At 72.1% G+C, this 17,745-nt stretch carries 17 protein-coding genes; 10 read left to right on the forward strand and 7 right to left on the reverse strand.

What is annotated here, in order from left to right; genetic code table 11:
* Positions 1–85: 85 nt before the first annotated feature.
* Positions 86–295, reverse strand: a complete 210-nt coding sequence (locus ACZ42X_RS04235; RefSeq protein ID WP_468284153.1) for an acyl-CoA carboxylase epsilon subunit — start codon at positions 293–295, stop codon at positions 86–88.
* A gap of 9 nt (positions 296–304) precedes the next feature.
* Entirely contained in the window at positions 305–1,900 is a 1,596-nt protein-coding gene (locus tag ACZ42X_RS04240; protein WP_468284155.1) for an acyl-CoA carboxylase subunit beta, read from the reverse strand.
* 109 nt (positions 1,901–2,009) lie between these two features.
* On the opposite strand from ACZ42X_RS04240, the gene ACZ42X_RS04245 reads away from it, so the two are divergent.
* The 5 genes from ACZ42X_RS04245 (at position 2,010) to hutH (ending at position 7,964) form a co-directional block, all read left to right on the forward strand.
* Positions 2,010–2,897: a biotin--[acetyl-CoA-carboxylase] ligase gene (locus tag ACZ42X_RS04245; protein ID WP_468284157.1), complete on the forward strand. Its 888-nt coding sequence runs from the start codon at positions 2,010–2,012 to the stop codon at positions 2,895–2,897.
* Positions 2,898–3,027: 130 nt separating this feature from the next.
* The gene (locus ACZ42X_RS04250; RefSeq protein WP_468284159.1) at positions 3,028–4,302 is read left to right on the forward strand and encodes an adenylate/guanylate cyclase domain-containing protein; all 1,275 of its coding nucleotides are present in this window, start codon (positions 3,028–3,030) and stop codon (positions 4,300–4,302) included.
* 35 nt (positions 4,303–4,337) lie between these two features.
* On the forward strand, positions 4,338–5,126 hold the full coding sequence (locus ACZ42X_RS04255) for an enoyl-CoA hydratase/isomerase family protein (RefSeq protein WP_468284161.1): 789 nt from the start codon (positions 4,338–4,340) through the stop codon (positions 5,124–5,126).
* A 56-nt stretch (positions 5,127–5,182) separates the two neighbouring features.
* Positions 5,183–6,358: a GGDEF domain-containing protein gene (locus tag ACZ42X_RS04260; RefSeq protein ID WP_468284163.1), complete on the forward strand. Its 1,176-nt coding sequence runs from the start codon at positions 5,183–5,185 to the stop codon at positions 6,356–6,358.
* A gap of 64 nt (positions 6,359–6,422) precedes the next feature.
* Complete coding sequence (hutH, locus tag ACZ42X_RS04265) at positions 6,423–7,964, forward strand: histidine ammonia-lyase (RefSeq protein WP_468285566.1); 1,542 nt, start codon at positions 6,423–6,425, stop codon at positions 7,962–7,964.
* Between the two features lie 29 nt (positions 7,965–7,993).
* On the opposite strand, the gene ACZ42X_RS04270 is transcribed toward hutH, so the two are convergent.
* Positions 7,994–8,299, reverse strand: a complete 306-nt coding sequence (locus ACZ42X_RS04270; RefSeq protein WP_468284165.1) for a hypothetical protein — start codon at positions 8,297–8,299, stop codon at positions 7,994–7,996.
* A 133-nt stretch (positions 8,300–8,432) separates the two neighbouring features.
* On the opposite strand from ACZ42X_RS04270, the gene ACZ42X_RS04275 reads away from it, so the two are divergent.
* Together ACZ42X_RS04275 and ACZ42X_RS04280 are read left to right on the forward strand one after the other, a co-directional pair.
* Entirely contained in the window at positions 8,433–8,765 is a 333-nt protein-coding gene (locus ACZ42X_RS04275; protein WP_468284167.1) for a hypothetical protein, read from the forward strand.
* A 210-nt stretch (positions 8,766–8,975) separates the two neighbouring features.
* Positions 8,976–10,241 (forward strand): L,D-transpeptidase, encoded by a 1,266-nt coding sequence (locus ACZ42X_RS04280; RefSeq protein WP_468284169.1) that lies wholly within the window; start codon positions 8,976–8,978, stop codon positions 10,239–10,241.
* A gap of 74 nt (positions 10,242–10,315) precedes the next feature.
* Here ACZ42X_RS04280 and ACZ42X_RS04285 read toward each other — a convergent pair whose 3' ends face one another.
* Entirely contained in the window at positions 10,316–11,173 is an 858-nt protein-coding gene (locus ACZ42X_RS04285; protein ID WP_361427936.1) for a helix-turn-helix domain-containing protein, read from the reverse strand.
* A gap of 147 nt (positions 11,174–11,320) precedes the next feature.
* On the opposite strand from ACZ42X_RS04285, the gene ACZ42X_RS04290 reads away from it, so the two are divergent.
* Positions 11,321–12,361 carry an NAD(P)-dependent alcohol dehydrogenase gene (locus ACZ42X_RS04290; RefSeq protein WP_468284171.1) on the forward strand — a complete coding sequence of 347 codons (1,041 nt, stop codon included), beginning with the start codon at positions 11,321–11,323 and terminating at the stop codon, positions 12,359–12,361.
* 94 nt (positions 12,362–12,455) lie between these two features.
* Positions 12,456–12,869 (forward strand): DUF1330 domain-containing protein, encoded by a 414-nt coding sequence (locus ACZ42X_RS04295; RefSeq protein ID WP_468284173.1) that lies wholly within the window; start codon positions 12,456–12,458, stop codon positions 12,867–12,869.
* On the opposite strand, the gene msrA is transcribed toward ACZ42X_RS04295, so the two are convergent.
* The 3 genes from msrA to ACZ42X_RS04310 form a co-directional block, all read right to left on the reverse strand.
* Positions 12,794–13,468 carry a peptide-methionine (S)-S-oxide reductase MsrA gene (gene msrA, locus ACZ42X_RS04300; protein ID WP_468284175.1) on the reverse strand — a complete coding sequence of 225 codons (675 nt, stop codon included), beginning with the start codon at positions 13,466–13,468 and terminating at the stop codon, positions 12,794–12,796. The genes ACZ42X_RS04295 and msrA overlap by 76 nt on opposite strands.
* Before the next feature lie 130 nt (positions 13,469–13,598).
* Positions 13,599–14,705: a hypothetical protein gene (locus ACZ42X_RS04305; RefSeq protein WP_468284177.1), complete on the reverse strand. Its 1,107-nt coding sequence runs from the start codon at positions 14,703–14,705 to the stop codon at positions 13,599–13,601.
* On the reverse strand, positions 14,702–16,363 hold the full coding sequence (locus ACZ42X_RS04310) for a M48 family metallopeptidase (protein ID WP_468284179.1): 1,662 nt from the start codon (positions 16,361–16,363) through the stop codon (positions 14,702–14,704). The genes ACZ42X_RS04305 and ACZ42X_RS04310 overlap by 4 nt, the downstream gene beginning before the upstream one ends.
* 142 nt (positions 16,364–16,505) lie before the next feature.
* Between ACZ42X_RS04310 and ACZ42X_RS04315 the strand changes: the two genes are divergently transcribed.
* Positions 16,506–17,723, forward strand: a complete 1,218-nt coding sequence (locus tag ACZ42X_RS04315) for an FG-GAP-like repeat-containing protein (protein ID WP_468284181.1) — start codon at positions 16,506–16,508, stop codon at positions 17,721–17,723.
* Positions 17,724–17,745 lie beyond the last annotated feature (22 nt).

The following is a 17,745-nucleotide window of genomic DNA, read 5'->3' on the forward strand; positions in this document are numbered from 1 at the left end:
ATGCCTTCGCTCCTGAGGCCGACTGGCCCGGGGGCGCCGGAGTACGCGTACTCAGGCGCCACCGTCCTTGGGAACTACATGGGAACTACATCGGCCAGTAGGAGCGCGCCCACGAGCGCGGCCCGGGGCGCGGGCGCGCCGTACGGGCGATCCTGGCCGGGTCCGACCAGTCCTCGGGGACGCGTGCCGCGCCGCCGGAGGCCGCCGAGGCCGTCGCGGCGGCGCGCGCCCGGACCACCGCCAGTGCGGCGGCCAGCTCCTCCGGCGTCGGGTTGCCCCGCAGCACCTTGATCATGGGGGCTCCTTACAGGGGGATGTTGCCGTGCTTCTTCGGAGGCAGGTTTTCCCGCTTCGTACGCAGCTGACGCAGCCCGCGCACGATCTGCGCGCGCGTCTCCGACGGCATGACGACGGCGTCGACGTAGCCGCGCTCGGCCGCCGTGTACGGGTTGAGCAGGGCGTCCTCGTACTCCTGGATCAGCCGCGCCCGCGTCGCCGCTGCCTCGTCTTCGTCCTTCGCCTCCTCGATGGTGCGCCGGTGCAGGATGTTGACGGCGCCCTGCGCGCCCATCACCGCGATCTGCGCGGTCGGCCACGCCAGGTTCAGGTCGGCGCCCAGGTGCTTGGAGCCCATGACGTCGTACGCGCCGCCGAACGCCTTGCGCGTGATGACCGTGATCAGCGGCACGGTCGCCTCGGCGTACGCGTAGATCAGCTTGGCGCCGCGCCGGATGATGCCCTCGTGCTCCTGGCCGACGCCCGGGAGGAAGCCCGGCACGTCGACGAAGGTCAGCACCGGGACGTTGAACGCGTCGCAGGTGCGGACGAACCGCGCAGCCTTCTCGCTCGCGTCGATGTCGAGGCAGCCGGCGAACTGCATCGGCTGGTTGGCGACGATGCCGACCGGATAGCCCTCGACACGCCCGAACCCGGTGATGATGTTCGGCGCGAACATCGCCTGCGTCTCCAGGAACTCGCCCTCGTCCAGGACGTGCTCGATCACCGTGTGCATGTCGTACGGCTGGTTGGCGCTGTCCGGGATGAGGGTGTCGAGCTCCCGGTCCTCGTCCGTCGGCTCCAGGTCCGCCTCCTCCGGGAAGGCGGGCGCCTCGGAGAGGTTGTTCGACGGGAGGTAGGAGAGCAGGGACTTGACGTACTCGATGGCGTCCTTCTCGTCCCCCGCCATGTGGTGCGCCACGCCCGAGGTGGTGTTGTGGGTCCGGGCGCCGCCCAGCTCCTCGAAGCCGACGTCCTCGCCCGTCACCGTCTTGATGACGTCCGGGCCGGTGATGAACATGTGCGAGGTCTGGTCCACCATCACCGTGAAGTCGGTGATCGCGGGGGAGTACACCGCGCCGCCCGCGCAGGGGCCCACGACCAGGCTGATCTGCGGGATGACACCGGAGGCGTGGGTGTTGCGGCGGAAGATCTCGCCGTACATGCCGAGGGCCATGACGCCCTCCTGGATGCGGGCGCCGCCGGAGTCGTTGATGCCGATGACCGGGCAGCCGGTCTTCAGGGCGAAGTCCATCACCTTGATGATCTTCTGCCCGAACACCTCGCCCAGCGCACCGCCGAACACCGTGAAGTCCTGCGAGAAGACCGCCACCGGCCGGCCGTCGACCGTGCCGTACCCCGTGACGACACCGTCGCCGTACGGACGGTTCTTCTCCAGGCCGAAGTTGGTGGAACGGTGCCGGGCGAACTCGTCCAACTCCACGAACGAGCCCTCGTCCAGCAGCAGGGCGATCCGCTCGCGGGCCGTCAGCTTGCCCTTCGCGTGCTGCTTCTCCACGGCGCGCTCGGAGCCCGCGTGGGTGGCCTCGTGAATACGGCGCTGGAGATCCGCGAGCTTGCCCGCGGTCGTATGAATGTCGATCTTCTGGGCCGGCTCGGACATCGGGATGCGGCTCCCTGACTGGTCACGGGTTCGTTGGCTACTGATCCGTAGCGTATCGGCGGCGATACCGTTCGGCAGTGCGGTGTTTGCCACACCTACGCTGGCTTGCATGACGTCTTCACATGGTCCCGCAAGCCCCTGGTCGGATCTCGAACGGCCGCCCCTGAACGCCACCGCGCTGCGCCGCGCGCTCCTCGTGCCCGGCGGGCTGTGGACCTCGCTCGACGTCGTGGCCGCCACCGGCTCCACCAACTCCGACCTGGCGGCCCGGGCAGCGGACCTGCCCGAGGGCGCCGTGCTCGTCGCCGAGGAACAGACCTCCGGGCGCGGGCGGCTCGACCGCGTCTGGTCCGCGCCCGCGCGCTCGGGCCTCTTCTTCTCCGTGCTGCTCCGGCCGCGGGTGCCCGCCGAGCGGCTGGCCTGGCTGCCGCTGCTGACCGGCGTGGCCGCCGCCACGGGCCTGGCCCGAGCGGCGGGCGTCGACATGTCGCTGAAGTGGCCCAACGACCTGCTGGTGAAGGTGCGGCGGGAGGACGGGGTGAAGGAGGAGCGCAAGACCGGCGGCATCCTCGCCGAGCGGGCCGGCGGCGGCGCGGGCCCGGGGGACGACGCGATCGTCGTCGGGCTCGGCCTCAACGTCACGCTGCGCGCCGACGAGCTGCCCGTCCCGACGGCCGGCTCCCTCGCCCTCGCCGACGCCGTCTCCACCGACCGCGACCCGCTGCTGCGCGCCGTCCTGCGCTCCCTGGAGCTCTGGTACGGGCGGTGGACGGCCGTCGACGGCGACCCGGCGGCCTGCGGGCTCCAGGAGGCGTACGCCGCGGGCTGCGCGACCCTCGGCCGCACGGTCCGCGCGGAGCTGCCCGGCGACCGGACGCTGACCGGCGAGGCGGTCGCGATCGACGGAGGCGGACGGCTCGTCGTGGAGCGGGCGGACGGTGGCGGACGGGAGGCCGTGGGCGCGGGCGACATCGTCCATCTGCGCCCGGCGGACTGAACGCGCTCCCACGACGCCCCCAAGACGCTCCCGCGAGGGGACGTGAGCCACGGCACACCTGCCGTATCGTTGAGGCGATCCAGCGACAGATCGGCAGGGCAGTGCGCAGGGAACGGGCAGGAGGCGGCCGGTGACCGTCGACGACGCGAATTCGCGCAGGTCCGGAGCCGGGTCGGGAGACGGGTCCGGAGGTGGACCCGGAAGCGGGCCCGGAGGCGGGTCGGGAGGCGGACCCGGAGGCGCGTCCGAGCCGGGCTCCGGACCACGGTCCGGGTCGGGGGCCGGCTCCGGCGGAGCCGAGTACCCGACCCCTCACCACGTCGTCGACCACACGGCCGAGCCGACCGACGACCCGCTCGCCATCCGCCTGGAGCAGCTGATCCTCGGCGCCGACCGCCGCTACACCCCCTTCCAGGCCGCCCGCACCGCCGGTGTCTCCATGGACCTGGCGTCCCGCTTCTGGCGGGCCATGGGCTTCGCCGACATCGGCCAGGCCAAGGCGCTGACGGAGGCGGACGTCCTGGCGCTGCGGCGGCTGGCCGGTCTGGTCGAGGCGGGGCTGCTGAGCGAGCCCATGGCGGTGCAGGTCGCCCGGTCCACCGGGCAGACCACGGCGCGGCTCGCCGAGTGGCAGATCGACTCCTTCCTGGAGGGCCTCACCGAGCCGCCCGAACCGGGCATGACGCGTACCGAAGTGACGTATCCGCTGGTCGAGCTGTTGCTGCCGGAGCTCCAGGAGTTCCTGGTGTACGTGTGGCGGCGGCAGCTCGCGGCGGCGACCGGGCGCGTCGTCCAGGCCGCCGACGACGAGGAGATGGTCGACCGGCGCCTGGCGGTCGGCTTCGCGGACCTCGTCGGCTTCACGCGGCTGACGCGGCGGCTGGAGGAGGAGGAGCTCGGCGAGCTGGTCGAGGCCTTCGAGACCACCTGCGCCGACCTGGTGGCGGCGCACGGCGGGCGGCTGATCAAGACGCTCGGCGACGAGGTGCTCTTCGCGGCGGACGACGCCGGTACGGCCGCCGAGATCGGGCTGCGGCTCATCGAGACCCTCGCGCACGACGACACCATGCCCGCGCTGCGGGTGGGCATCGCCTTCGGCACGGTGACGACCCGGATGGGCGACGTCTTCGGTACGACGGTGAACCTCGCCAGCCGGCTCACCTCGATAGCGCCCAAGGACGCGGTCCTGGTCGACGGGGCGCTGGCGGAGGAGCTGTCGCGCACGGGCGAGGCGCCCGTCTCGGAGGCGCAGGTCGCCGAGGAGATCGCGCGCGCCGAGAAGGACGGCGAGGCGCCCCCGTCGTACCGCTTCGCGCTCCAGCCGATGTGGCAGCGGCCCGTGCGCGGGCTCGGTGTGATCGAACCCTGGCTGCTGACGCGGCGGGAGCCTAAGATCCCGGGGTAGCGTCGCTAACGCTCGTTAACCGGGAGGGTGTCAGTATGTCCGAGGAGCGCTTCGGGGAGTTCGTCGCCGTACGCCGTCATGAGCACGTCGCGGAACTGGTCCTCGACCGGCCCAAGGCCATGAACGCCGTCTCCTCGGAGATGGCCCGCTCCATCGGCGCGGCCTGCGACGCGCTGGCCGCCGACCCGTCGGTCCGCGTCACCGTGCTGACCTCCTCCAACGAGAAGGCCTTCTGCGTCGGCGCCGACCTCAAGGAGCGCAACTCCTTCACCGACGCCGAGCTGGTGCGCCAGCGCCCGGTCGCGCGCGCCGCGTACACCGGCGTGCTGGAGCTGCCGATGCCCGCCATTGCGGCCGTGCACGGCTTCGCGCTCGGCGGCGGGTACGAGCTGGCGCTCGCCTGCGACCTCATCGTGGCCGACGGGACGGCGGTCATCGGGCTGCCCGAGGTGTCGGTGGGCGTGATCCCCGGCGGCGGCGGTACGCAGCTGCTGCCGCGCCGGGTGGGGGCCGCGCGGGCGGCCCGGCTGATCTATACGGCGGAGCGCCTGAAGGCGGACGAGGCCGAGCGGCAGGGGCTGGTGGACCTGATCGCGGAGGACGCGCGCACGGGCGCGCTGGAGCTGGCCGCGAGGATCGCCGCCAACTCCCCGGTCGGCCTGCGCGCCGCCAAGCGCGCCCTGCGGCTCGGGCAGGGGCTCGACCTGCGGGCGGGCCTGGAGGTCGAGGACGCGGCCTGGCGATCGGTGGCCTTCTCGGGGGACCGGGCGGAGGGTGTCGCGGCCTTCAACGAGAAGCGCACGCCGCGGTGGCCCGGTGAGTGACGGCCGGCCGCCGGGCCCGGGAGTGAAAAGTTCTGGGGCGTCCCTAAGCTTGAGGAATGGGTGAGGATGTCCGGCTACGGGCCGTAGTGGCGCTGGCGCAGTCGATGGCGGCGGCGCACACCCCGCGCGAATCGTGGCGGGCGGCGGCGCTGGGCGCGCGCGACGCGCTCGGCGGCACGTTCGCCGCGCTGTCGACGTGGGAACGGGACCTGGGTCGGCTGCGCGTCCTGGTGAACGCCGGGGACCGGGTCCAGGGCGAGGAGGAGTTCCCGGACGCGGAGACGTACCCGGTGTACCAGTTCTCCGAGATCACCGAGTTCCTGCACGAGCGCTGGGCCGGCGGCGGGGAGCCGAACGCCTGGGTCGAGACGGCCGAGGGCCCGCACGCGGACGCGCACGGGTACTCCGGACTGGGGTCACCTCCCGTACACGAGGCGGTACGGGGCAGGGTGGCGGCTCTGCGCAGGCGGGGCCGCGGCTGCTGCGTCGTCGCGCCGATCGTGCTGCACGGGCGCGCCTGGGGCGAGCTGTACGTGGCCCGGCCGGTCGGGGCGCCGGTCTTCGGCCCGGAGGACGCCAAGTTCGCCACCGTACTGGCGTCGGTCGTGGCGGCCGGGATCGCCCAGACCGAGCGGCTGGAGGAGGTCCGCAAGCTGGCCTTCACCGACCCGCTGACGGGGCTGGCCAACCGGCGGGCGGTCGACATGAGGCTCGACGAGGCGGTGGAGCGCTCCCTCGCCGACGGGTCGGTGGTCTCGCTGGTGGTGTGCGACCTCAACGGCCTCAAACGCGTCAACGACACCCACGGCCACGCGGTCGGCGACCGGCTGCTGGAACGGTTCGGCTCGGTGCTGTCGTACTGCGGGGCGATGCTGCCGGGCGCGCTGGCCGCACGCCTGGGCGGCGACGAGTTCTGCCTGGTCTCGGTGGGCCCGGGTGCGGACGAGGTGGTCGCGGCCGCGGACGAGCTGTGTGTACGGGCCGGGGAGCTGGAGCTCGGCGAGGGCGTGGCGTGCGGCGTGGCGTCGACGGGCGACCCGATCGGCGAGGTGCGCTCGGCGCGGCGGCTGTTCCGGCTGGCGGACGCGGCGCAGTACCGCGCGAAGGCGGCGCGCTCCCTGAAGCCGGTGGTGGCGGGGCGCGACGGCGCGGTGATCGAGCTGGCGGACCACCCGCCCGCGGCCGCCCGCGACCGGCGCAGCTTCCGCGACGCGCCGCCCGCGGATCTGTAAGGGGCGCTGGAAAGGTGGGGTAGTGACACGTTGGGATTCAGTCCGTACGCTGCTGAATATGGATATGCACACAGTCGTGGTGGGGACGTCCGGAACCACCGCCCAGGACGTCATCGCCGTGGCCCGCGGCAACGCACGCGTCGAGCTGTCGCAGGAGGCCCTCGACGCACTGGCCAAGGCCCGTGAGATCGTCGACGCCCTCGCCGCCAAGCCCGAGCCCGTCTACGGCGTGTCGACCGGCTTCGGCGCCCTCGCCACCCGGCACATCAGCCCCGAGCTGCGCGCCCAGCTCCAGCGCAACATCGTGCGGTCGCACGCCGCCGGCATGGGCGCGCCCGTCGAGCGCGAGGTCGTGCGCGCGCTGATGTTCCTGCGACTGAAGACCGTCGCCTCCGGCCACACCGGCGTCCGGCCCGAGGTCGCGCAGACCATGGCCGACCTGCTCAACGCCGGGATCACCCCCGTCGTGCACGAGTACGGCTCCCTCGGCTGCTCCGGCGACCTGGCCCCGCTCAGCCACTGCGCGCTCACCCTCATGGGCGAGGGCGACGCCGAGGGCCCCGACGGTGTGGTCCGCCCCGCGGGCGAGCTGCTCGCCGCGCACGGCATCGCGCCCGTCGAGCTGCGCGAGAAGGAGGGCCTCGCCCTCCTCAACGGCACCGACGGCATGCTCGGCATGCTGATCATGGCCCTCGACGACCTGGACAAGCTCTACAAGTCCGCCGACATCACCGCCGCGCTCTCGCTGGAGGCGCTGCTCGGCACGGAGAAGGTCCTCGCGCCCGAGCTGCACGCCATCCGCCCGCACCCCGGCCAGGGCGCCGCCGCCGCGAACATGCTCGCCGTCCTGAAGGGCTCCGGCCTCACCGGCCACTTCCAGCAGGACGAGGCCCCGCGCGTCCAGGACGCGTACTCCGTGCGCTGCGCGCCCCAGGTCGCCGGCGCGGGCCGCGACACCATGGCCCACGCCCGGCTCGTCGCCGAGCGCGAGCTCGCCTCGGCCGTCGACAACCCGGTGGTGCTCCCCGACGGACGCGTGGAGTCCAACGGCAACTTCCACGGCGCGCCCGTCGCGTACGTCCTGGACTTCCTCGCCATCGCCGCCGCCGACCTCGGTTCCATCGCCGAGCGCCGCACGGACCGGCTGCTCGACAAGAACCGCTCGCACGGCCTGCCGCCGTTCCTCGCGGACGACGCCGGCGTCGACTCGGGCCTCATGATCGCGCAGTACACGCAGGCCGCCCTGGTCAGCGAGATGAAGCGGCTGGCCGTCCCGGCCTCCGCCGACTCCATCCCGTCCTCCGCCATGCAGGAGGACCACGTCTCCATGGGCTGGTCCGCCGCCCGCAAGCTGCGGACCGCCGTCGGCAACCTGGGCAGGATCATCGCCGTCGAGCTGTACGCCGCGACCCGCGCCATCGAGCTGCGCGAGGGCCTCACCCCGGCGCCCGCCTCCCGCGCCGCCATCGAGGCGCTGCGCGCGGCCGGCGTCCAGGGCCCCGGGCCGGATCGTTTCCTCGCCCCCGACCTGGAGGCCGCCGACGCGTTCGTACGCGAAGGGCGGCTCGTCGAGGCCGTGGAGCGGGTCACCGGCCCGCTCGCCTGAGGACGAGGCAGGAGCAGGGGCGCGCGCCGTCAGAGGGCGGTGTGCGCCCCTCGGCGTACCGCGAAGGCCACGAGCCCCGCGCCGAGGGTCAGGAACGCCGTGCCGCCGATCAGATACGGGGTGGTGTCCACGCTGCCGGTGTCGGCGAGCGCCAGCTCCTGCCGCTGTTGCTCCTGCTGCGGCGGGGTGCCGGCGGACCCTCCTGTGCGGGTCTCCACCGGCGGCCGGTCCACCGGGTCCTCAGCGGTGGCGTTGGCCGAAGGGACGAACCACAGCGCGCAGAGCAGCGTCCCGGCGGCGGTGGCGGTCAGCAGCGGTCGACGTGCGACGGACACAGATTCAGATCCCCTTGCGGAACCGAGAATTGGTGGGTGCGTCGATGCTAATGAACACAGCGGGTCGCAGGAAAGTCGCGGGGGAGGGCAGCTTACGCTCCGTCATATGAGCCCTTCTGAGACATCACGTTATGTGCGACTTCGGGTGGAACTGACGCTGGAGATCAGGGACACCGAGGAACTCACCGCCGCCGCCCTGGACCGTATCGACGCCGACGAATTCATGCCCGAGGACGAGCTGACGCACGCCCGCGCGGCCGTCCGCGAGGACGAAGCGGAAGCTCTCGCGTACCTCGTCGACCCGGACACGCTCCTCGGCGAGCTGCCCGGGGTCGAGCTCCTCCAGGCGTCCTGGACCAGCGAGCAGGTCGAGTACGACCCCGAGGTGGAGGAGTGGGATCTGGACGAGGACGACGAGGACGACGAAGGCGACGAGGAGGGCGCCGACGAGGGGGAACGGGTCTAAGGGGCGCCCGGTCGTCCGCCGGGGGAGTGGCCGGTTTCAGGGGCCCCGGATCACGTCTCCGGGGCCCGCACCTGCATGCTGGGAACCGGAACCGTTCCGCCATGCGTCGATCAGTGGTGTTCCCCACATAGTTCGTGGATCCTTCGTGGATTTGGAACCGGACGGGTTGTTATGGGTGTTGTTGGAACAGTTGGCAGGGATTCGGCGACGATGGAGAAGCGTGTGATGACGGACGGCAAGCGGCGCAAGGGCCTCATGGCCGCGTCCGCCCTGCTCGGTGGCGTGCTGGTGCTCACGGGCTGCAACGACGGCGAAGCCAAGGGCAACGGCACCTCCGGCGGCTCGTCGTCACAGGCGCAGGTCGACGAGGCGGCGGCCAAGGACGCCTCCAAGGCCCGAATAGTGATCTCGCCGAAGAACGGCGCGAACAACGCGGGCATCAACGACGACGCCAAGGTCACCGTCAGCGAGGGCACGCTCACCCAGGTCACCATGACCACGCAGGACGGCAAGAGCGTCAAGGGCGAGATGTCCGCCGACGGCACGAGCTGGAAGCCCAGCGAGCAGCTGGAGCGGGCCACCACGTACAAGATCGCCGCCTCGGCGAAGGACTCCGAGGGCCGCGAGGCCCACGAGAACTCCTCCTTCACCACCGTCTCGCCGGACAACAGCTTCATCGGCAACTTCACGCCCGAGGACGGGTCCACCGTCGGCGCCGGCATGCCGGTCTCGATCACCTTCAACAAGGCGATCACGGACAAGAAGGCCGTCCAGTCCGGCATCACCGTGTCGTCGAGCAGCGGCCAGCAGGTCGTCGGCCACTGGTTCAACTCCCAGCGCATCGACTTCCGGCCCGAGCAGTACTGGACCGCGGGCTCCACGGTCACGCTGAAGCTGAACCTCGACGGGGTCGAGGGCGCCGACGGCGTCTACGGCGTCCAGCAGAAGACCGTCACCTTCAAGATCGGCCGCAGCCAGGTCTCGACCGTCGACGTCGCCACGAAGACCATGACGGTCGTCCGCGACGGCAAGACGATCAAGACCATCCCGATCTCGGCCGGCTCCCCGGAGAACCCGACCTACAACGGTCAGATGGTGATCTCCGAGAAGTTCAAGGAGACCCGGATGAACGGCGCGACGGTCGGCTTCACGGACGACGACGGCAAGGGCGAGTACGACATCAAGGACGTGCCGCACGCCATGCGGCTGTCCACGTCCGGCACCTTCATCCACGGCAACTACTGGGGTGCCGACTCCGTCTTCGGCAGCGTCAACACCAGCCACGGCTGCGTGGGCCTCAACGACGTCAAGGGCGCCGGCGACCCGGGCCAGCCCGCCGCGTGGTTCTTCGACAACTCCCTCGTCGGTGACGTGGTGATCGTCAAGAACTCCAAGGACAAGACGATCGCGCCGGACAACGGCCTCAACGGCTGGAACATGGGCTGGGCGGAGTGGAAGGCCGGCTCGGCCGTCTGACCCACCCGTACGGCGAAAGGCGGCGGCCCCCCACGAGGGGGGCCGCCGCCTTCGTCGTCACGGCACGCGTGGGTTCAGCGCGTCGGCGCGACCTCGTCCACGCCCCAGTTCGCCAGCAGCCGCAGCGCGTCCGCCGACGGCGAGCCCGGCTCCGCCGTGTACGTCACCAGGCTCAGGTCCTGGTCGGCCGGGAGCCGCAGCGTCTCGTACGACAGCGTCAGCTCACCCACCAGCGGATGGTGCAGCCGCTTCACCCCGTGGCCCTTCTCCTGCACCGTGTGCGCGGCCCACAGCGCCCGGAACTCCTCGCTCTTCACCGACAACTCGCCCACCAGCGCCGACAGCTTCGGATCGTCGGGATAGCAGCCCGCGCACAGCCGCAGGACGCTGACCACCTCGGTGGCCTTCGACTCCCAGTCGACGTACAGGTCGTGCGCGTTGGGGTCGAGGAACACCAGCCGCGCCATGTTCCGCTCCTCGTCCGGCAGCGCGGCGAAGTCGCCCAGGAGCGCGCGGGCCATCCGGTTCCAGCCGAGGACGTCGAGCCGCCGCCCCAGCAGGAACGCGGGGACGCCGTCCATCGCGTCGAGCAGGTACCGCACCTCCGGCCGCACCCGCTGGGGACGGGAGGCGGTCGTGCGCTTCTTCTTCGTCGTCGGCCCCGCCAGCCGCGTCAGATGCGCGTGCTCGGCGTCCGACAGCCGCAGGGCGCGGGCGATGGCGTCCAGCACCTCCGGGGAGACGTTGGCGCCCTTCCCCTGCTCGATCGAGGTGTAGTACGCGACGGAGACCCCGGCCAGCTGGGCCAGCTCCTCCCGGCGCAGGCCTGGTACCCGGCGCGCCCTGCCGAAGTCCGGCAGTCCGACGTCCTGCGGCTTGAGCCGGGCCCGTCGGGAGCGGAGGAACTCACTCAGTTCGGTGCGCTGGTCCATGACACCCCAGTATTCCCGTTCCCGCGCGGCCGAGCCTGATCCCGCCAGTAGTAGGACCAGCGGACGTACGGAAGCCAGGGGGCTGGGCCGATCGATTCCGGCCAGGCAAGATCATTCACGAACACCCCACCAGGAGGAGAAACCGGCATGAACACTGTTGCCGCTTATGCAGCCCCCGCAGCCAACGCCCCGCTGGAGCGCACCACGGTGCCCCGCCGGCCGGTCGGCGAGCACGACGTGCTGATCGAGATCAAGTACGCGGGCATCTGCCACTCCGACATCCACCAGGCCCGCGACGGCTGGGGCGAGGGCATCTTCCCGATGGTGCCCGGCCACGAGATAGCCGGTGTCGTCACCGAGACCGGTCCGGGCGTGACCAGGTTCGCGGTGGGCGACCGGGTCGGGGTCGGCTGCTTCGTGGACTCCTGCCGCACCTGCTCGTTCTGCCGGCAGGGCCTGGAGCAGTACTGCACCGGGGGCATGATCCCCACGTACAACGGCCGGGGCAAGGACGGTGAGCCGACCTACGGCGGCTACTCCACCCACATCGTCGTCGACGAGAACTACACCGTCCGCATCCCCGACAGCCTCCCGCTGGACGTCGCCGCGCCGCTGCTGTGCGCGGGCATCACCCTCTACTCGCCGCTCGTCCACTGGAAGGCCGGCCCCGGCAAGAAGGTGGCGATCGTCGGTCTCGGCGGCCTCGGCCACATGGGCGTGAAGATCGCGCACGCGCTGGGCGCCGAGGTGACCGTGCTCAGCCAGACGCTGCGCAAGCAGACGGACGGCTTCAAGCTCGGCGCCGACCACTTCCACGCCACCAGCGACCCGGAGACCTTCGAGAAGCTGGCCGGCACCTTCGACCTGATCGTCTCCACGGTCGCGGTGCCGCTGGACTTCACCGCCTACCTGGGCCTGCTCAAGACGGACGGCACCCTGGTGAACGTCGGCGCGCCCGAGGAGCCGGTGTCCCTCAACCTCTTCTCGCTGATCAACGCCCGACGCACGCTGGCCGGTTCGATGATCGGCGGCATCGCCGAGACGCAGGAGATGCTGGACTTCTGCGCGGAGCACGGGCTCGGCTCGGAGATCGAGCTCATCCGCGCGGACCAGGTCAACGAGGCGTACGAGCGCGTCCTGAACAGCGACGTGCGCTACCGGTTCGTGATCGACGCCTCGACGATCTGAGGACAGGACCGGGCGGTGGCATGACCTCCGGGGTAATCGACCCCGGGCGGACGCGCGGAGACCATGGGGTCATCCCGATCACGAGGAGGACCCCATGACCGCGTACGCCATCGCCACCCTGAAGCCGCCGGCCGTGCTCCACGACGAGGTCCTGGACTACATGGAGCGCATCCAGTCCACCCTCGACCCCTTCGAGGGCCGCTTCCTGGTGCACGGCGCGCCCACCATGGAGGTGCGCGAGGGCAGCTGGGACGCCGCGCTGGTGATCGTCGGCTTCCCCTCGCTGGACCACGCCCGCCGCTGGTACGACTCCGACGCGTACCAGGAGCTCGTGCCGCTGCGCACCCGCCACATGGAGGGCGACATCATCCTGATCGACGGCGTCGCCCCCGGGTACGACCCGGCCGCGACGGCGGCGGCGATACGCGAGGCTCAGTCGTCCGCGCCGGCGCCGGCCCCGGCCACGCCCACCGGGCAGGAGACGCCCGTGCCGCCGATGCCGCAGTAGCCGTTCGGGTTCTTGTCGAGGTACTGCTGGTGGTACGGCTCCGCCGGGTAGAAGGGGCGGCCGTCCGCCGGCAGGATCTCCGTGGTGATGGCGCCGTAGCCCGAGTCCTTCAGCACCCGCTGGTAGGCGTCCCGGGACGCGTCGGCGGCCGCCGCCTGGGCGGGGGAGTGGGTGTAGAGCGCCGAGCGGTACTGCGTGCCCACGTCGTTGCCCTGGCGGAAGCCCTGGGTGGGGTCGTGGGACTCCCAGAAGAGCTTCAGCAGCGCGCTGTACGGGACGACGGACGGGTCGAAGACGACACGGACGACCTCCGTGTGGCCCGTCAGGCCCGAGCAGACCTCTTCGTACGACGGGTTCGGCGTGTAACCGCCCTGGTAGCCGACGAGGGTGGTCCACACGCCCTCCGTCTGCCAGAACTTCCGCTCGGCGCCCCAGAAGCAGCCCAGCCCGAAGTCCGCGACCTCCAGACCGGCCGGGTAGGGGCCGAGGAGGGGGGTGGAGAGGACCGTGTGGCGGTCGGGGACGGTGAACTCCTGCTCCGGGCGGCCCGGCAGGGCCTGGTCCGGGGTCGGCAGGACGGGCGTGCGGCCGAAGAACATGGTTCGGTCTCCTTGCGGGGCGGACGCGGCGGACGCCGGTGGTCGCCGATGGACGCGGTGACGGCACCGGAACAACGTTCCGGTGCCGTCGGGAATTCCTCGCGCGGTCCGCGTCAGGCCCTCGCGCGGGTCAGCCGCCGGCCGCCGCCGCGGCGGCCACGCTCTCGTCGCGCAGCCTGCAGTACGCCGCCGCCGGGTCGTTCCGGTAGCGCCACGGCAGGGCGTCGACGTAGCCGTCGACCAGCCGGAACTGCTCAACTGCGGCCTCGTCCCGGTCCTGGAGCGAGAGGTAGTACGCCAGCAGGTGGCGGACCTCCGCCAGACGCGGGTGGCCGGGGTCGGCGGCGGCCGCGTCGGCGAGGGCGGCGTCGACCAGGGCGTGCATCTCGGGCGTGCGGTCGCCCTCGGTCGTGTCCGACTCGTCGTGCTCGAAGTGTGCGATGAGCGGGAACGCCGTCATCAGGCTGCCCAGCGGCGCCCCCGCGGCCGCGCGGGCCGCGAAGTCCCGCGCCAGCTCCTCCGAGCCCCGCCACTTGTCGCACCAGTACTGGAGCGCCGAGAAGTGGGCCTCGTAGTGGTGCGGGGCCCGCTCGGTGATCCGCCGCCACAGCCGGTCCATCTCGGCGTGCGGATAGCCGAGCCCGAGCGCGGTCCAGATCTCCCCGACGTACGGCGCCGGGTCGCCCTCGGGCGCGAGGGCCGCCGCGCGGGCGTGCTCCTCGCGGGACCGGGCGAGGATCCGGTGGAAGCCCTCGAACTGCTCGTGCGTGGTGTTCCGCGCCCGCTGGGCGCCGCGGATCCGCCAGGCCAGGAACACCGTGGAGCGGGCCCGTACCAGCGCCGCTCCCGGGTCGTCCGGGTGCGCGGCCTCCCACGCCAGCAGCCAGGCATCGTCCTCGGCCGCCACATCGGCGAACTCCTCGCAGTACCGGGTGCGCCACTCCCAGTCCCGCGCGGCCGCCGTCGCGTCGAAGAGGGCGGCGGCCGGCTTGAAGTCGCCGCCCTTCGCGGCGGCGAGGGCCGCCTCCAGCGGGGCCGGGCGCGGGGCGGACAGCTCGGTGTTCTGCCGCTCGGGCGGCAGGAAGCCCAGCGCGGCGGCCTCGTCCGCCCGCTGCTCCTCGGAACCGACGTAGCGCCAGCCCTCGCGGGCGCCTTGCACGATGGCCTTGAGGAAGTACCCGCCGACCGCCAGCACGGCGAGCGCGATCACGCTCAGGATGATCCAGACGACGGTCACCGCGCGGCCCCGTCCGTGAGGCCGTCCGTGAAGCCGCCCGGGTGGCCGCCCGTGAGGCCGTACGAGAGCAGCGCGCGCAGCGGCGCGGTGTCGGGGACGTCCGCGGTCGCCGCGTCGACGGCCGCCTCCAGGTCGAGCTCGGCCCCGTCCGGGCCCAGCGGCAGGTGGACGATCGCGGACCGGGTCCACGAGAACTCCCAGCGCAGCTGGGAGCGGGCGCTCAGCTCCGCCATCACCATGCCGTTGATCGCCTTGCACAGCACGGGCCGGACGAACTCCCGGAAGACGCGTCCGGTCGCCGACGCCGCCTCCTCCGACAGTGGCAGCCGCTGCGCCAGCTGCCACAGCTGACCGTCGTCGATCACCTTCAGCAGCGCGGGCAGCGTCGGCGGTTCGCCGGTGTACGCGCCCAGCGCCCGGTGCAGCGGCGACTCGACCGAGGCGAGACGTGCGCTCATGGCCGCGTCGAGCAGCTCCTCCCAGCTGCCGGTGCGGCGGAACGCGCGCGCCTGCTCCGACAGGACCACGTCCTCCAGCACGGCCAGCGTGCGGGCCGGGTCGGCGAGCAGACCCGTCGCGGCGCCCTTGCCCTCGTCGACGCGGCCGTCCTGCGGGAGCGCCTCGATGGCGCGGACCCGGTCGGCGATGGCCGGGTGGGAGTCGTACGGGGAGACCGGCTCGGTGGGCAGTTCGGCGCGCAGCCCGGCCAGTTCCAGCTCGCGGGCGGTCAGCAGGCGGTCGAAGCCGCCGAAGATTTCGCCGCGCGGCGGCAGCAGCCGCGCCGAGGTGCCCAGCGTCGCGTAGCAGTCCTTGTAGAAGCTGAACGCGGCGTCCAGCGACGGCAGCTCGCGCAGCGCGGAGGCGGTCGCGTCGCGGCCGGCGATCCGGGCGGCCGCGGCGTCGGCGGCGTACTCCTGCCGGCGCGAGTCGTTCATGGTGGCGCGGAAGTACAGGTGCGCGTAGGCGGTGTAGATCCGGGCCATCGTGCGGTACGTGATGCCGGCGCCGCCCGTGTCGATCTCGCGCGTCTTGCGGCCCTTGGCCTCGGCCTTGGTGTTGCGCTTCTCCTGGCGGGCCCGCTCGCGGCCGGCCGTCTTCGCGGCGCGCTCCTCGAAGTGGGCGATGGTGCGGAAGAGCTGGGTGCGTCCGCGCGCGGTGATGGCGCCCAGCCGGGTGTCGTGGTTGACGTAGTGCCCCAGCTCATGGGCGAGGACGGCGCGCAGCTGGGCTTCGCTGAGGCCCTGCATCAGCGGGACGCCGAGGTAGAGGTGGCGCGGCCCGGGCAGCAGGCCGAGGAGCCGGGCGTTCTCGGTGACGGCGGCGTTGACGTCGCCGGTGAGCAGGATGCGGGTGGGCGGCCGCGTGCCGACCTGGTCGGCGAGTTCGCGGACGGTGCGCCACAGCTCCGGTTCGTCGGCCTCGGTGACGGCCAGGCCGCGCTGGCCGTCGTCCTTCGGCGTGCGCAGCATGAACATGCCGCGTACGACGGGGATGGCGAGCAGCACGGACACCACGTACAGCTTCGTGGCGAGGCCGGAGGGGGCGTGCAGGTACAGCAGGTAGTCGATGCCGGCGAGGACGGCCAGCAGCAGGACGCCGAGCAGAAAGAAGCCGGCGAGCAGAACGAGTGCGCGCAGCGCGCGCAGGGATGCGCCCATCGGGCAGAGCTCCCCCACTGAAAATGGACATGACGAAGAGGCGTGGGGGGAAGCGGAGTATCACCCAGCCGGGCCGGTGCGGGCAAGCGAGATCCGTGGGGCTACTGTGACCCGGGTTCGCAGTAACTGGGGGGTAACACACATGCGCACTCTGCGTCTTTCTCTGCGCGCGGCGGCCACCGCCGCGCTCACCGCGCTCGGCGTGCTGGCGACGGCCGTCCCGAGCGCGCACGCCGCGTCCGGGTACGACCGCTGTCCGCAGGGGAAGTTCTGCCTGTTCGACAACGCCGACGGCACGGGCACGATGACCACGTACACCGGCAGCATGGCCACGCTCGGCACCTTCGACAACAAGGCGTCCGGGCTGCGCAACCGCACCGGGCTGTACGCCTGCGTCTACAGCCAGCCGCGGTACGAGTACTCCGACTCCGTCCGCCACGTGGTGCTCTACGCGGGCGACGACGACAATCAGGGGCACGAGCTCACGCACATCAAGGACGAGAACAGCTACCTGTCCGACAACGTCAGCTCCTTCCGCCTCGCCCGCACCCAGCACGAGTGCGGCAGCGGCAAGGAGTACATGGAGTGGGCGTCGCCGACGGGCCCCGGTGGCGCGGCGAAGCCCGTCGGCGACTTCGACCGGGACGGCTCCACCGACCTCGTCTTCCGCTCGGTCGCCGGCAACCTGTGGTTGCTGCGCGGCGACTTCACGGCCACGCGCATCGGCACCGGCTGGCAGTCCATGACCGCACTGCTGCGCCACGGCGACCGCAACGGCGACGGCGCGGAGGACATCGTCGCCCGCGACGCCTCCGGCGCGCTGTGGATGTACCCGGGCAACGGCACCGGCGGGCTCAGGCCCCGTGTCCAGATCGGCACCGGCTGGCAGTCCCTCAAGCACCTCACCGCCGTCGGCGACTTCAACGGTGACGGCAGCAAGGGCGACCTGGTGTCCACGGACGCCACCGGTGCGCTGTGGCTGCACCCGGCCAGGGCGGCCGGCTCCGTGGGGCCGCGCCAGAAGATCGGCTCCAGCGGCTGGCAGTCCATGACCGCGCTCGTCGGCGCCGGCGACATGGACGGCGACCGCAAGAGCGACCTCGTCGCCCGGGACGCCTCCGGCAACCTGTGGCTCTACCCGGGCCGCGGCACCGGCACCCTGGCCCCCCGCAAGCTGATCGGCACGGGCTGGAAGAAGTTCAGCCGCGTCTTCTCCGTCGGAGATGTCCAGGGGGACGGCACCAACGACCTGTACGCCCTGGAGGGTCCGCTCCTGTACCTGTACGCCAACAACGGCACGGCCCGGCTGCGCCAGGACGGCGTCGACTACGACTGGGACGAGCGCGAGACGGCGTTCTGACACCTTCCGGAGAAAAGGAGGG

This window comes from Streptomyces sp. NPDC030862, from assembly GCF_055571835.1.